At 65.6% G+C, this 14,442-nt stretch carries 16 protein-coding genes; 4 read left to right on the top strand and 12 right to left on the bottom strand.

What is annotated here, in order from left to right; genetic code table 11:
* Positions 1-6: 6 nt before the first annotated feature.
* The 4 genes from AC1ROT_RS10295 to AC1ROT_RS10280 all read right to left on the bottom strand — a co-directional run bounded on the left by AC1ROT_RS10295 (position 7) and on the right by AC1ROT_RS10280 (position 3,942).
* On the bottom strand, positions 7-1,221 hold the full coding sequence (locus AC1ROT_RS10295) for a hypothetical protein (RefSeq protein ID WP_492998847.1): 1,215 nt from the start codon (positions 1,219-1,221) through the stop codon (positions 7-9).
* A gap of 7 nt (positions 1,222-1,228) precedes the next feature.
* Positions 1,229-2,494: an AAA family ATPase gene (locus AC1ROT_RS10290; protein ID WP_492998846.1), complete on the bottom strand. Its 1,266-nt coding sequence runs from the start codon at positions 2,492-2,494 to the stop codon at positions 1,229-1,231.
* Positions 2,495-2,502: 8 nt separating this feature from the next.
* Positions 2,503-3,372 (bottom strand): hypothetical protein, encoded by an 870-nt coding sequence (locus AC1ROT_RS10285; protein WP_492998844.1) that lies wholly within the window; start codon positions 3,370-3,372, stop codon positions 2,503-2,505.
* A gap of 195 nt (positions 3,373-3,567) precedes the next feature.
* Positions 3,568-3,942 carry a nuclear transport factor 2 family protein gene (locus AC1ROT_RS10280; RefSeq protein WP_492972307.1) on the bottom strand — a complete coding sequence of 125 codons (375 nt, stop codon included), beginning with the start codon at positions 3,940-3,942 and terminating at the stop codon, positions 3,568-3,570.
* A 167-nt stretch (positions 3,943-4,109) separates the two neighbouring features.
* On the opposite strand from AC1ROT_RS10280, the gene AC1ROT_RS10275 reads away from it, so the two are divergent.
* Positions 4,110-4,406 (top strand): hypothetical protein, encoded by a 297-nt coding sequence (locus AC1ROT_RS10275; RefSeq protein WP_492998843.1) that lies wholly within the window; start codon positions 4,110-4,112, stop codon positions 4,404-4,406.
* Here the strand turns inward: AC1ROT_RS10275 and AC1ROT_RS10270 are convergent.
* From AC1ROT_RS10270 to AC1ROT_RS10250, 5 genes are all read right to left on the bottom strand, one after another.
* Positions 4,393-5,040 carry a hypothetical protein gene (locus tag AC1ROT_RS10270; protein ID WP_492972309.1) on the bottom strand — a complete coding sequence of 216 codons (648 nt, stop codon included), beginning with the start codon at positions 5,038-5,040 and terminating at the stop codon, positions 4,393-4,395. The two genes, AC1ROT_RS10275 and AC1ROT_RS10270, sit on opposite strands and share 14 nt — an antisense overlap.
* A 9-nt stretch (positions 5,041-5,049) precedes the next feature.
* Entirely contained in the window at positions 5,050-6,135 is a 1,086-nt protein-coding gene (gtdA, locus tag AC1ROT_RS10265; protein WP_492998841.1) for a gentisate 1,2-dioxygenase, read from the bottom strand.
* Positions 6,136-6,508: 373 nt separating this feature from the next.
* Complete coding sequence (locus tag AC1ROT_RS10260; protein ID WP_492998840.1) at positions 6,509-7,225, bottom strand: response regulator transcription factor; 717 nt, start codon at positions 7,223-7,225, stop codon at positions 6,509-6,511.
* Positions 7,226-7,395: 170 nt separating this feature from the next.
* Positions 7,396-8,028 (bottom strand): PAS domain-containing protein, encoded by a 633-nt coding sequence (locus tag AC1ROT_RS10255; protein ID WP_492998838.1) that lies wholly within the window; start codon positions 8,026-8,028, stop codon positions 7,396-7,398.
* Positions 8,025-8,606, bottom strand: a complete 582-nt coding sequence (locus AC1ROT_RS10250; protein ID WP_492998836.1) for a PAS domain-containing protein — start codon at positions 8,604-8,606, stop codon at positions 8,025-8,027. The genes AC1ROT_RS10255 and AC1ROT_RS10250 overlap by 4 nt, the downstream gene beginning before the upstream one ends.
* Before the next feature lie 208 nt (positions 8,607-8,814).
* On the opposite strand from AC1ROT_RS10250, the gene AC1ROT_RS10245 reads away from it, so the two are divergent.
* Positions 8,815-11,046 (top strand): heavy metal translocating P-type ATPase, encoded by a 2,232-nt coding sequence (locus AC1ROT_RS10245; RefSeq protein WP_492998835.1) that lies wholly within the window; start codon positions 8,815-8,817, stop codon positions 11,044-11,046.
* Positions 11,043-11,465: a Cu(I)-responsive transcriptional regulator gene (cueR, locus tag AC1ROT_RS10240; RefSeq protein ID WP_492998833.1), complete on the top strand. Its 423-nt coding sequence runs from the start codon at positions 11,043-11,045 to the stop codon at positions 11,463-11,465. Before AC1ROT_RS10245 ends, cueR begins: the two co-directional genes overlap by 4 nt.
* 45 nt (positions 11,466-11,510) lie before the next feature.
* On the opposite strand, the gene AC1ROT_RS10235 is transcribed toward cueR, so the two are convergent.
* The gene (locus tag AC1ROT_RS10235) at positions 11,511-12,146 is read right to left on the bottom strand and encodes an outer membrane protein (RefSeq protein WP_492998831.1); all 636 of its coding nucleotides are present in this window, start codon (positions 12,144-12,146) and stop codon (positions 11,511-11,513) included.
* A 262-nt stretch (positions 12,147-12,408) separates the two neighbouring features.
* Here AC1ROT_RS10235 and AC1ROT_RS10230 point away from each other — a divergent pair, with 262 nt between their 5' ends.
* On the top strand, positions 12,409-12,738 hold the full coding sequence (locus AC1ROT_RS10230) for a hypothetical protein (RefSeq protein ID WP_492998829.1): 330 nt from the start codon (positions 12,409-12,411) through the stop codon (positions 12,736-12,738).
* Here AC1ROT_RS10230 and AC1ROT_RS10225 read toward each other — a convergent pair.
* Entirely contained in the window at positions 12,722-13,807 is a 1,086-nt protein-coding gene (locus tag AC1ROT_RS10225; RefSeq protein ID WP_492998828.1) for a hypothetical protein, read from the bottom strand. The two genes, AC1ROT_RS10230 and AC1ROT_RS10225, sit on opposite strands and share 17 nt — an antisense overlap.
* A gap of 10 nt (positions 13,808-13,817) precedes the next feature.
* Complete coding sequence (locus AC1ROT_RS10220) at positions 13,818-14,420, bottom strand: TIGR00645 family protein (RefSeq protein WP_492998826.1); 603 nt, start codon at positions 14,418-14,420, stop codon at positions 13,818-13,820.
* Positions 14,421-14,442 lie beyond the last annotated feature (22 nt).

Raw genomic sequence — 14,442 nt, 5'->3', positions numbered from 1 at the left:
GCAGGCTCAGGGCAGGGTCGTCAGCAGCTTGGCGCTCGGTATATTGCCGGTCTTGCCTTCGAAGGTTCCGCGCAGGAACGGATACATCGCGGCTGCCCAGCTCTTGGTCGTCTCGATGTAATCCAGCTTCTTGGTGTCCTGCGCCAGATACCGGCTGTTCCACTCGCTCTCGGAGACGATCGCGGCGCGTCGTGTCGTGATGCCCCTGGCTTCCGGATTGAAGTAATAGGTTGCCCGCATGATGGCATCCTGCGACGCGAAATGCAGGTTCGCCAATACCATGGTGGCGGGCACGGGAATTTTCTGCAGATCGAGATCGGTGATGACCCATTTATACTGGGCGCTTGCGCTCGCATTGCGCCAGTTGTCCGGGAATGTGTAGTTGACGTAATAGCAATCCTGGTCGCCGAAATCCTGGTTCTTCTGCTGGACCACGTGATGCATGTCGGTGCGATTGCAATCGCTGAAGGCGCGCAGGCCGGCGCCCATCTTGGCTGTTGGCGGTGTTGAGATGGCCATGACCACCGCCTTCAGCATGCCGTTATCGGTCTGCACTAGCGATGCGACGCTGCCCTGGGTGGCGCCGAAACTGTAGCGGGCGAGGCCGGCGACACGGAATTCGCCATGCGGCAGCGGGATCTCGCGGTCTTCCAGCGTATAGGTGACGCGATGCTTGGTGCCGAAGCCACCGGTGGTGCTGCCGACGGGTGCCTGCGGTGTCAGGGATTTGTCGGGTTGGACCAGGCCGACGCCAGTCTGCGACCCTCCGGTCTGCGATCCGCCCGGCTGCGGCACCGGCGCGGCGCTGCCGGTGCGCGGTGCCGGTGTGGCAGCCGGTGGCGGCGCTGCAGCAGCCTGGGCGGCCTTGGCCACCGCGATCCGTTCGGCGGCCACCGCGGCAGCCACGGCATTCGCTTTATCCGCAGCTGCGCGGTCCAGCAGGGCTTTCTCGGCCGCGGCGCGTTCGGCCAGGACCTTGTCGACGGCGGCTTTCTCGATGGCGGCCCGGTCGGCATCGCTCAGCGGCCTGTCGATGCTGGTCGTGCTGGGCTGGAAGGCGACGGCCGGATTCACATCCACCTTGCCGGCGGCGCGTGGCGCGGGCGCGCGCGGCGGTGTGGCTGGCGGAAACACCAGGAAGCTGGTGCCGGCCAGCACGCCCAGATACAGCGAGACCCGCCATAGCGGGGCCTGACGCCAGAGACGCAGGGTGGCAGACATGCGGCGGCTAGCGTCCGGCGCTCTGTTCGAAGACGGCGACCACATCGTCACCGTTCACATCCAGGCGGATGAAGCGCGCCTTGCGCCGCCGTGCCTCGATCAGGGTATCGGCAATGCTCTCTTCGATGGCGCGCACCAGATCGCGCGACGAGCCTAGGTCTTCCAGCTTGCCCAGCTTCTCCACCAGGCCCAGCAGAATCTCGGGATCGATGCCGCCGGCCACCACTTCAAGATCGTAGCCCTTGATCATCTGCTCGATCTCCAGCGCGGCGACGCGGGCGATGTCGAGCCCCTGCAGCGGCCTGAACACGAAGATGCGGTCGATACGGCTCAGCACCTCGGGCGCAAAGCGCGCTTCCTGCAGGGCCTGCAGCGACGTGCGCCGCAGCATCTCTGGGTCTTCGACATACTGCTTCGCCAGCTCGGCCAGCTTGGCGGTGGCGGCATTGGTGGTGAGGACGAAGATTGCCTTCGAAGTGGCGATCTGCTTGCCGTCGGAGGATTCAGTGATGAAGCCGTCATTCCAGGCGGTGAGGAAATTCTTGTGGATGTCGGTATGGGCCTTCTCGAATTCATCCAGCAGGATCACCGCATCCGGCACGTCGCGCAGTGCTGCCGTCAGCGTGCCGTAAGAGTCCGAGCCGACATAGCCCTTGGTCGAGCCGAACAGCGTGGTGCCGGCCACCGCGCCGCGGGCATACTGCGCCATGTCCAGATGCACCAGCTTGCGATCCAGCGCTTCGGCCAGGCATTTCGCCAGATAGGTCTTGCCGGTGCCGGGCGGGCCGGCGAACAGGAAGACGGCGATCGGCTTCACGCGTTTGCTGAGGGCGGCGCGCCGGCGGATCTGCGCCGCGACATCGTCGCAGACGCCGTCCTGGCCGATCACCCGCGCCTTCAGCCGGCCTTTCAGCAGCTCGGCATCGATCAGGATCGGCTCCGGCGGTTCGGACAGCCGGTCTTCGATGACTTTGCGGTTGGTCAGACGATCGAGGATATCCATGACAACGCCCCTTTTGCGCTTTGCGCCGGAGGAAGATGCGGATCGCGTTTCGTGCCAGAGGCCGACGAACACGACCAGCCAGAAAAACACTGCGACGCCCAGAACCCACCAGGCCTGGGCCGAGAGCCAGATGCCGGCCTCGCCCAGCCATCCGGCGATGCGCGTCGCATCCAGGTTCAGATGCATCCACAGCTGGACCAGCATCACCACCAGAATCAGGGCGGCGATCAGAATCGAATAGCGGTTCAGCCAGTTGACCAATGCCTGCATCGCTTGCGTCACTTCACCATGACGGGAACGCCGACGATCTGTCCCTCGCTCAGCACCGGCAGGGCCACGCCCATGGCTGCCGAACCGATGCCCACGGTGATGCCGCCCTGGCCATCGGTCACGCCCATGACATTGACGATGCCGCTGGGCGGCACCGGCAGCACTAGGGTCACCGGCTCGTTCAGCAGGGCGACCGTGCGGCTGTAGCCGGCACTGACGACGCGCACGACATCGCCATCCGGGTCCTTGTGATCCCACAGCGAAATCCAGGCCAGCGGCAGCGTGGTTTCCGGATCCAGGGTGGCCGGCAGGGGCACCGGGGCCGGTTTGGGGCGCGGCGCTGCGGTCACTGCGGGTGCGGGCGCCGACCGCGCCGCCGAAGCCGTGCCGCCATTGGGCGACATCGCGGTGACGGATACCGGTGTGGGCGCCGGCGGTGCGGCTGCCACCGGCGGGTCGGCCGGCGGCGGCAGGGTTTCGATATAGCGGGCGATCTCGCGGCCGGCCGGCGTCGGCTGCTCGCGCAGTACCTGGGCCGCCAGATCGGTGCGGAAGGTTTTTTCCTGCTCGAGCGAGAAGCCCATCAGGGCGATGGCGTCGTTGGTCTGGCGCAGCCGGACGGCCTGCAGCACCACCGGACCGTTGCCGGAAAACCGCCGGGCCAGGGCATCCTTCTCATCGCGCGACATTGCATCGGGCGGGTCGCTGGCCAGCAGCATGGGCAGGCCGAAATTGGCACCGACGCGATTGGCGATCCCGAAGGCCAGGAGCCCGAAGGTCACGGCCAGGACAACGGCGGGCACCGCTTTCTTGACCCCTGCCCAGGCGCTCTCGCGCAACAGCGGCTGCGCGACGGGACTCTGCTCCGGTTCTTCCATGGCCTTGCCGTAAGCATCCCCTGCCAGGACTCACGCGACTTCAGCTTACTCGGGAAAACAACGATGAAAAACATTGGAAAACCAGCACATCTCCACCTGTGCCGCTTTTCAGCCTGCAACCGTGAATATAAGTTTTCCCGCATAAAAAAGGAAGCGCGGAATATTGCCCGGCTCCCTCGCCGCGGCGCCCGATCCTCAGGCGCGTTCCGTCTTCATCTGCGCCGGGTCGTAATAGAAGCGCTCGCGCCAAACCCTGTCGCCTTTCCAGGTCTGGTGTGCCAGTTCCTCAATGCGGCGTTTGCTGCCGTCCTTGAAGTCGAATTCGAACACCCAGTGGATCACCACCGTGTCGCCCTCGATCAGCACCGGGCGGATGCACCATGTCCGCACTGCATCGGCCCGCGCCAGGACCTGCCGCTCGCGCGCCACCAGCAGGTCGCGGCCCTGACGCGGCTCGCCCAGGTTTTCCTGCATGCTGGCGTCTTCGGTATAGAACTGTTCGATGGCGGTATCGTGCTGGTTGGATTCCACCATCGCCACAAAGGCTTCAACGGTTGCCCGGCTCGGCATGTCTGCGTTTCTCCCTGACGTATCCTTCAGCCGGCAGTATGGCAGAAGGACGCCGGTCCGGCAGCAGGGCGCGGCCGGGCGGCGCGTCCATTCGTCACATCTCTTGTTTCTTGTCGTTGCGGCGCAATCTGGTGTTCCGTAACGGCATACAGAAAAGAGAGGCAGCCATGCCCGATCCCCTCGCCCCGCTTCCCATCCCGTCGCTGCATTCGCGCAGCGACAAGATTTTCGCCATCAGCATCACGCTGGCGCTGATCGTTGCCTTCGGCGCCGCCATTGTCATGGCGCTGCGCTTCTGGCACGGCAGCGCGGCCGAGTTCGATCCCGCCGCAGCCTGGCCGCTGTTCTGGGGCGTGACGCTCAGCCTGGTGCTGGGCGGTCTGGTGGTGGGGATTTTCCTTTACGGCCGCCAGCGCGAAATCCGCGGCGAAGAACGCAGCAACGCGCGGCTTAAAACAGATTGAAGGTATTGCCGACCAGCCCGAGCGGCAGGCGGCCCATCTCGAACAGCCTGAACTTCAGCGCGAAGGGATGCTCGGCATCGGCTTCGGCCGCCAGCACCAGGGCGGCCTGGTAGGCTGCCTGCGCCGCCGCACCGGCCGCCACCTTCAGCAGGTCGGGATCGCTCACGCCATGGCGCGCGGCCGCCTTCATGGCGCGCTCATGGGCCACTTCGCCGGCCCGGGTCGAGACATGGGCCAGCGCCACTTCCAGATCGTGTTCGCTGTTGAACTGCAGGGCATCCTCGAACAGCGCGCGGCGCATCTGTTCCTCGGCCTGCCACCAGTCTTCCTCGAAATCCGTCGCCTGCGCGGTGTCGGAGGCCGCCAGCCAGTTTTCCACGCCGGCGATATGCACTTCCGAGAATCCGATGCCGGCCGCATAGCGCTCGGCAATGTCGCGCTCGGCCGCGTTCAGCGGCCGGCCGACGGCGCTGAACCAAGTGAGACTGCCGGCCAGCCGCGCCAGCCGCGCCACCGCACGCAGGCCGTCGAGATCGTCGCCGGTGCGGAAATCCTGCGCGCCCAGTTCGATGAAGTCGTCGTCATCTTCCTCGTCGTCATTGGCAACTTCGATGATCTTGTGAATCTTGGTCATATCTGGCTCTCAGCGGTTGCCGCGGCTTTCGCGCCACAGACCGAGTTTCTTCTGCACCGGACGATCCGAGAAGCTGAACAGCACGGCATCGCCGTTCGGCGCATGATGGCGATGCGGCACCCAGCTCGGGATCACGAAGGTGTCGCGCCTGCCCCAGTCGAAGCGCTGCGCATCCGCACCCTCGCCGACCAGCGTATAGCCCTCGCCCTCGACGATGCTGAACACCGTCGCGTCCGAACTGCGATAGCGCTCGCCGGCAAAACCCTTCGGCAGCAGCTGCATATAGGTGCCGATGGTCGGCATCGCCGCTTCCCCGGTGGCGGGATTCACATACTGCAGTTTCAGGCCGTGACAGGGATCCCATTCATCCGTGCGGCGCATGGTGTCCAGCGCCTCGCGCGTGCGGCTGTAGGGATAGTTGAACACCGGCGAAGTCGGCACGCGCACTTCGTGATCGACCGGCAGGAGTCCGGAACCGTAGCGCGCCAGACTATCGCCGGTGGGACGCGACAGCGGCTGGCTGTCCTCGGGATAGCGTTCCATGAAGGAGCAGTCGAGCGCCTGCACCAGCGGGATGTCGAGGCCGTCCATCCATACCATTGGACGGTCTGAGTCATTGCCGTGGTCGTGCCAGGTCCAGCTCGGCGTGATGACGAAGTCGCCTTCGCGCATGATGGTCTTCTCGCCGTCGACCGCGGTATAGGCGCCATCGCCTTCGACGATGAAGCGCAAGGCCGACTGCGTATGGCGATGCGACGGCGCCACTTCGCCCGGCAGGATCAGCTGCAGTCCGGCATAGAGCGAGGTGGTGATGCGCGACTGGCCGGGCATGCCGGGATTTTCAAGAATCAAAACCCGCCGCTCGGCTTCCTTCGCCGTGATCAGGCGGCCGGCTTCCATGATGTCGTCGCGGATATCGGCATAGCGCCACAGCGCCGGCTGGCAGGCGCTTTTCGGCTGCGGAATCACCAGCGCATGCAGCACCTCCCACAGCGGCGTCAGCTTGCGCGCGCCGATCTTGTCGTAGAAGGCCTTGCGCTGCTGCATGACGCCATTGTCGATTGTGGTGCGGTCGATGGTCGGATGCTGGGTCATCGGGCATATCCTCGGATTGGCCGCATACTATCAGAGGACGGATTAGTCTCAAAAGCCGGACAAAAGAAAACGCCCGGTCGGGGGGGCGAGCCGGGCGTTTCGCGCATATATACTACTGCGCCAGTAGTGGCATCGAAGGGGGGGATCTTCGACACCGGCAACGGCAGTGCGCCATCGCCATGACACCGATATGGGTGGTGTCTGCAAATTTTCCAAGGGCCCCTGCCATTTTGTCGCATCAGATCGGCGTGATCATGCCCCGGATGCAGGGCGCGTTCACCGTTGGCGATTTGCAATCGCCTGAGATTCAATGGATTTTCGTTTTTCGCCATGCAGACATTGCATGGCAGCCGGTCTCAGATTGCAGAGGCGATCAATGCGCGGCGGTCACGGTTTCCGGATCGGTCAGCCGATAGCCGAGCCGTGGCTCGGTCAGCAGGAAGCGCGGCTCGTCCGGATCCTTTTCCAGCTTGCAGCGCACCTTGCGCGCCAGTACCCGCAGCGCCTGGCGCATCTCGGCATTGTCATTGCCCCAGAGCGTGACGGTGAGCTGCTTGGTGCCGACCGGCTGGCCGCTTTTCTGCGCCAGCATCTTCACGAAGCGGGCTTCCATCGGCGACAGGCGCACCGGGCGGTCGTCGCGCCGTGTATCGCCGGTCAGCGGATCGATCACGAACGGCCCGACGGTGACGATTGTACTGGTGGCGCTGCCGGCTGCGTCCTGGCTGCGGCGCAGGGCGGCGCGCACGCGGGCCAGCAGCTCGCCGGCATCGAAGGGTTTGGTGACATAGTCGTCGGCGCCGAGGTCGAGGGCGCGGATTTTCGCATCCACCTCTTCCTGGCCGGAGAGGATGACCACCGGCATGGCCGAGGTCTTGCGCAGACGCTCCAGCACCTCGAATCCGCTAATCCCGGGCAGGCCGAGATCAAGCAGCAGCAGGTCGGCATCGGCAGTTTTGGTCAGTCCGTCTTCGCCACTAGGGGCTTCCAGCACCTCATAGCCGGCCGCTTCCAGGGCGGCGCGCAGGGCGGCGCGGACCGGGGTCGAATCTTCGATCAACAGGATGCTGTGCCGTTCTAGCTTCTGCACGGAACCCAGGGCCGCCTCCCATTTGTCAGCCGGCTGATTTATTCAGTCCGGTCATACACTCAGGAGATAGGGTATCGAAAAATAATGTTTTCGCCCAGCGGTAACGCATGGCGATCTCTTGCAAGCGCCAATTGCGGGTATTGCCGGTGATTTTAGCGGTTGTCCGGGGTTTACGCCTGTATGACAGGCAAGCCGGCGCCGACATCGATCATGTGCACGCGGAACCCGCTGACCGTCAGGGCGATGCTCTCGCCGCGATACAGATGCGGCAGGTTGCTCACCACCGCCAGGAGCTGCAGGGGCGCATCGGGTTCGTCGGGCAACAGCGGCACGCTGCAGACCTGCACCTCGCGCCGCCGCCCGTCGGGTTGCTGCAAGCCGTAGAATGTGACCAGCGCCACCGGCTGGTTGACCACCTGCCACAGCAGCCTGCCGCGGCAGGCGCGCAGGTCGGGCGATATCATGTCGAGGTAATCGCGGCCCATCAGGCGGGTGCCCAGCAGCTGTTCGATATCGTTGCCGGCCAGGCGGAAGGCGGTGCGTTCGGCGCTGAACACCTCCAGCAGCACCATCTGCGGCATCAGGCGCGCCACCGAGACCAGATCCATGTCGCGCCGTCGGGGCAGCAGGCGGTCGCCGCGCCAGGCTTTCCAGGCAGTCAGGAACTGCCGGCTGTCGGCGGTCAGGGCATTGTCGTCGCCGCTGTGACGCGCCGCCGGCAGAGCGGTGACGGGCACCTGCAACGCCGGCGTCTGCAACAGGGCGCGCAGGTTGTCAGTCTTGTAAGGATGGGCGCGGGTCATTGTTCCAGCTGCCCGCTGACATGCAGGTCGGGGCCCACCGGCGGCAGACCGGCGCCGATATCGATGAAATGCAGGCCTTCGCCTTCGGCGTAAGAATCCGGCTCGATCGCGCCGCCGGCATCCGAGGTTTTCAGCAGCAGGGTGGCGCAGGCCAGCACCAGACTGGGCCGTGTCTCGCCGGCCTCGCAGAGCGGTGCCGAAACCAGTTCCACCGGCACCATCTGCGCGTCCCGGCGCAGCCAGTAATAGATGACGGCGGCGCAGGGCTGCGCCACTTCAGTCAGCAGCAGGTCGGCGCGGCGCCGGCGGTTTTCCGGTTCGGTCAGATCGAGATAGTTGCGGCCGGCCAGATTGGCGCCCAGCAGATCGACGATATCGCTGCCGGCGAAATGGATCGGCATAGATTCCGGACCGCGGACTTCCAGCAAAATGCAGCGCAGCAGCAGGTCGCCCAGCCGGCCGGTATCCAGGGCGCTGCGCTGCGGAATCAGGCCGCCGCCGCGCCAGCGATGCCACTCGGCGAAGAAGCGGCGGCTCGGCTCGGTCAACGGGCTGGGAAGGCTGGCCACGAAGTCCATGGCCCGACCCTATCAAAGCTGAGCGGCGCTGGCGTCGTTATGATTCGATAATCCTATGAAAACTTGGGGAAAATCAGAATTGGTCAGAATTACTTCCTCCGGAGGTGGCAGACCCGGTGCGGAGCATCGATACAGAAGAGCTTGACCTTCCCATCATGGGAAGCCCTATGTCTTAGGACAGCCCATATAGCTGTCCCGAGAGTGTCCCATGTCCGCCCTGCCATCTCCCCAATCCCCCGCGCTTTCGCTGTCGGTCACCGGCATGACCTGCGCTTCCTGCGCCGGCCGGGTCGAAAAAGCGCTGGCCGCCGTGCCTGGCGTGGCCAGCGCCAGCGTCAATCTGGCCGGTGAAACCGCCCGTGTCTTTGGCGCGGCCGATCCGGCGGCGCTGGTCGCGGCGGTGCGCAAGGCGGGCTACGAGGCCCAGCCGCTCGCCCCGGAAGCGCTGCTGCCCGAACCGACCCAGGCCTTGCAGCGCGAGGGCCGTCTGGCCCTGCTCGCCATCCTGCTCAGCCTGCCGCTGCTTGGCGGCATGGTGGCCGAGGTTGCCGGCATTCACGATCGCATGCTGCCGGCCTGGGCGCAGTTCGCCATCGCCACGCCGGTGCAGTTCCTGCTCGGCTGGCGCTTCTATCGCGGGGCTTTCTCGGCTTTGCGCGCGCGCACCGGCAACATGGACATGCTGGTGGCGCTCGGCACCACGGCGGCCTGGGGTCTCAGCACCTGGAACTGGTATGTCGCCGCACCGCATATGGCGCATGGGGTGATGCCGCATTTGTATTATGAAGCCTCGGTGGCGATCGTCGCCTTCGTGCGCCTGGGCAAGTGGCTCGAGCTGCGTGCCAAGCGTCAGACCGTGACAGCCCTGCGCGCGTTGCTGCGCCTGCGGCCGCCCATTGCATGCCGCCGCCATCCCGATGGCCGCGAGGAAACCGTCGACACGGCACAGCTGCAGCGCGGCGATCTGATCGTGGTGCGTGCCGGCGAGGCCTTTGCCGCCGATGGCGATATCATTGAAGGTCGCGGCAGCGTGGATGAGTCGATGCTGACCGGCGAAAGCCTGCCGGTCGACAAAAGCGTCGGCGATGCCGTGCATGCCGGCACCATCAATCGCGATGGCCTGCTGCTGGTGCGCGTGGCGGCGACCGGGCAGGAAACCATGCTGGCCCGCGTGGTGCGGCTGGTGGAAAGCGCCCAGGCCAGCAAGGCGCCAGTGCAGAAGCTGGTCGATCATATCAGCGCCATCTTCGTGCCCGTCGTGCTGTTCGCCGCGCTGGTCACCTTCACGCTGACGCTCAGCCTGAGCGGCGGCGACAGCGAACGCGCCCTGCTGCATGCCATCGCGGTTCTGGTGATCGCCTGTCCCTGTGCGCTTGGCCTGGCCACGCCGGCGGCGCTGATGGTCGGCACCGGTCTTGCCGCGCGCCATGGCATCCTGATCCGCGATGCCGATGCGCTGGACGTGGCACGCCGCGTCGATACCGTGGCCTTCGACAAGACCGGCACGCTGACCGAAGGCCGGCCGGTGGTCACCGATATCATCGCCAACGCAGACAGCAATGAAACCGAACTGCTGCAGCTCGCGGCCGGCCTGCAGGCCGGATCGCAGCATCCGCTGGCCCAGGCGCTGCGCCAGCGTGCTGCCGGCCTGCCGCAGCATCGTCTCACCGACTTCCTCGATCTGCCCGGCCGCGGTGTCAGTGGACTGCTCGATGGCCGTCCGCTGTTGCTGGGGCGCGACAGCCTGCTGCGCGAGCATGGCATCGATCTGTCGCCGTTGCAGGCGCAGGCCGCGGCGCTGGCGGCCCAGGGCCGCACGGTGTCCTGGCTGGCAGCGCTACCCGGACGTCGCGTGCTGGGCCTGATCGCATTCGGCGATACGGTTCGGCCGACGGCAAAGACCGCCATCCTGCGTCTGCAGGCGATGGGCATCCGCACCCTGCTGCTCTCGGGCGACAATGCCGGCGCGGCCAATGCGGTGGCCGCCCAGCTCGGGATTGACGATGTCGCGGCGCAGCTGCTGCCGCAGGATAAGTCCGCGCGCATCCAGGCGCTGCAGAAGGCCGGCGCGGTGGTGGCGATGGTGGGCGATGGCATCAACGATGCGCCGGCGCTCAGCACGGCTGATCTCGGCATCGCCATGGGCCCAGGTGAATCTGGATATGGAGGCACCGATGTGGCGATGCAGACCGCCGGCATCACGCTGATGCGCGGCGATCCGGCGCTGGTGGTCGATGCCATCGCCATCGCCCGTGCCACCGATGCCAAGGTGCGGCAGAATCTCGGCTGGGCCTTTGTCTATAACGTCATCGGCCTGCCGCTGGCAGCCTTCGGCCTGCTCAATCCCATGTTGGCCGGCGCTGCGATGGCGCTGTCCAGCGTCAGCGTGCTGACCAACGCGCTGCTGTTGAAACGCTGGAAACCGGAGGTTCTGCCATGAATATCGGCGAAGCCAGTGCGGCGTCTGGCGTCACCGCCAAGATGATCCGCTATTACGAAAGCATCGGCCTGATGCCGGCAGCCGGGCGCAGCGGCAGCGGCTATCGCCTTTACGCCCAGCGCGACGTGCATCTGTTGCGCTTCATCCGCCGTGCCCGCGATCTCGGTTTCGCGCTGGAGGATATCCGGCTGTTGCTCGGCCTCTGGCAGGATGGTGAGCGGCCGTCTGCGGCGGTGAAAGAGATCGCGGTCAAGCATATCGACGACCTGACGCGCAAGATCGTCGAACTGCAGGCGATGAAACGCAGCCTGCAGCATCTGGCCGAAGCCTGTCATGGCGATGCGCGGCCCGACTGCCCCATTCTCGATGATCTGGGCGGCCTCGACATTCCCGCAGAGGCACCGGCCTGCCACACATAAAAAACGGCGGAGCTTTGTGGGCTCCGCCGTCGGATCGTCAGGAGATCAGAACCAGCTGCGCAGGCCGACGCGCACCACATGCATGGTGGTATCGTCCAGGCCCTGCTCGCCATCGCCGATCCACTGGTAGCGATAGCTCGGCACCAGTTCCAGGCTGCTGCTCAGGCGATAGTTCAGGCCGGCCTCGCCAAAGGCGGTGAGGTCGGTGCTGTTGCCATCATTGCCGCCCAGCGTTGTGCCGTTGCTGCTGACGGTGCGGCGGTCGAAGCGCTGGTGCATCACGCCGGCGCCGGCGCCGATATAGGGGCTGAGCGGCGAGCCGGTGTTGAAATCGTAATAGGCCGCACCGGTGGCCGAGTAGCGATCGACATCGTCGCCCAGGCGGCTGCTGCCGCCGTTGGCGCGGAAGCGGTCATACTCGCTATTGCCGTAACCGAGCTCGCCTTCCAGGCGCAGCTGGTTGGGGAAGCGGTAACCGTACTGGCCATAAATGGCATAGCCATTATCCTGCTCCAGCACCGAGCCGCCGGGACCGTCGGTGTCCTGCGGAATCAGGTAGCCGCCGGCGATACCGCCATAGGTGCCGGTGTTCATCTTCTGCTGCTCCTGCGCCATGGCGGGCGCCAGGGCAGAGGCAGACAGCAGGGCGGCCGCAAAGGCGGCGAGAGTCAAACGGGACATGGTGCAATCCTTTACCAAGTGGCGAGGGGACGTCTGTCCGCCATGTTGATCCGGCGGTGCTCCTGACGTGGGAAGGGTCAACGGCGCGCACAAGCGCAGGTGCCGTCTTTAAGCTGAAACACGGCGTGGGCGTTGTAGTTGTGCAACAGTCGGGAACCGGCCGGGCGCACCGTCGTTTCATGCCTCTGTTGCTTCGCGGCGGCTTGCCCTGCAGCGCCGTCTGCCTTATCTCGGTGGGTGCAGTTTTAGCCGAAACCGAGCCATGAGCCATCCTGAAAAGCCAGTTCTCGAACCCGTCGCCGCGCCGTGGTCGACGGCACTGGTGCTGGTGTGCTCGGAATGCGATGGCGGTCGCGGCACTGAACTGACGCAGCATCTGAAGGACGAGATCAGGGACCGCCTCGAACAGGCCGGCGCTCACAAGCGCGAGGTGCGTGTCGCGCGTGTGCGCTGTCTCGGCATCTGCCCCAAGCGGGGCGTCGCGGTGACGATTGCCGGCCTGTCGCGCAGCACCGAAAACCATGTCGTCACGGCTAAGGACAAGGCGGCCGTACCGGCGCTCTGCGCCGCCATCCTCAGGACGCCGGACTAGACACCGCAATACGATAGATCTGCACGCCGTAAGGATCGATGCGGTCGCGGAACAGGCCGCGTGCAGCATCCTGTTCCACCGGCCGGTCGTCATCCATGCGCGCGACTTTGGCAAAGCGCAGCGCGACGCGGAAATGGTCTGCCTCCGGTGTCGGGTTCACCACGATCAGCAGCAGGCCGCTCTCATAGGCTTTCAGCAGGCTGCGCAGTCGCGATGGCGCATCGCCCCGCCGCGGCTGCCGCACCGCCAGGCTGTAGCCTGTGTCGGCGCCGGCTTGCAGCAGGGCCGGGGCAAGGCGGCCGATGCGGCGGTTCATCTGCGCCACCGCATCCCACAGACGGCGCGATGTGGCGGCCGCCTCGGGCGTCACCACCAGCGGCGCGGTTGTGCCGGTGCGGATGCCGTAATCGAGCCGCGGCTGCGCGCTGATGCCCAGCGATCCGGCATTGCGGGCGGCATAGTTATCCTCGCCCTGCCAGATCAGGCCGCTGGCGCCGGCCACCAGCGCGCTCCAGGCCAGCACACGGGCTTCCTGCGGATCCAGCAGGCGTTCCGTCCCCCGGGCATAGGCCGGCAGCAAAGCCCACACCGGCTTGTCGCGATGGGCGCGCGCCGTGGCGGCAAAGGCATCGGCTTCGGCCGGATCGCGCGGCATGGCGATCACCACGGCCGCTGACGCGTCCAGCAGGGTGGCATGCAGCAGGTCGCGCTGCGGCCGCAGCAATTGCAGGCGCGAGCCCTCGGCAGCATTCAGCATGGAGTCCAGCGGCTGTTCCGGGTCGGCGGCGACGGCGTTGAAATTGGCGGTGAAGGCAGAATGGAAACCGCGTCCGGCGCTCTGGTCGAAATCGACCAGAGCGCCGCCCAGGGCCAGCGGGAAAAACGAACGCGCCGGATCGAAGACGGTCAGCACGGCACCGCTGCGGTCGGTATGCGGCATGGCGCCGGCATGGCCGCGCTGCACGGCTGCGGGCAGCGGATCGTAATCGCGATACGGATCGCTGGCGCAGGCCGCCAGCAGCAGAACGACGGACAGGACCAGGGCGCGGGGAATCAGTCGCCGCGCCATGGCCGCCGACTCAATGGGCGCTCTTGGTCTTGGGTTTCGGTTTCGGGCCGCTGTCGATGGTGCCATCGGCCACCGTCTCGTCATCGGGGATATGCGGATCCTTGCCGTGGCCTTCCGCATGCTCGGTCAGGCGATCCATCCAGGCCAGCAGCACGCCCGAGATCACGAAGGTCAGGTGGATGCCGACCAGCCAGGCCAGTTCGATATTGTCGCGTTCCTCGATATTCATGAAGGCGCGCAGCAGCTGGATCGCCGATATGGCGACGATGCTGGCCACCAGTTTCAGCTTCATGCCGGAATAATCGATCTTGCCCATCCAGCTCGGCCGGTCCTTGTGGTCGCCGGTATCGATCTTGGAGACGAAATTCTCGTAGCCGGAAAAGATCACCAGCAGCAGCAGGTTGCCGGCCAGCGACAGGTCGATCAGCGACAGGATCGACAGCACCAGCTGGGATTCCGACATCGAGAAGACCACGGGGATGGTGTGGAACAGCTCCTGCAGGAACTTGATCAGCAGCAGGATCAGGGCGATGGCCAGGCCCATATAGAAGGGCGCCATGACCCAGCGCGAGGCAAACAGAATGCTTTCAAACAGATGCTCGATCTTGCGCATGGGACTCCCCGGAAAACCGTCG

It is taken from the genome of Ferrovibrio sp. GW821-FHT12E11, from assembly GCF_058806975.1.
The sequence above is the reverse complement of the archived record's forward strand: the minus strand, read 5'-3'. Positions and strand labels throughout refer to the sequence as shown.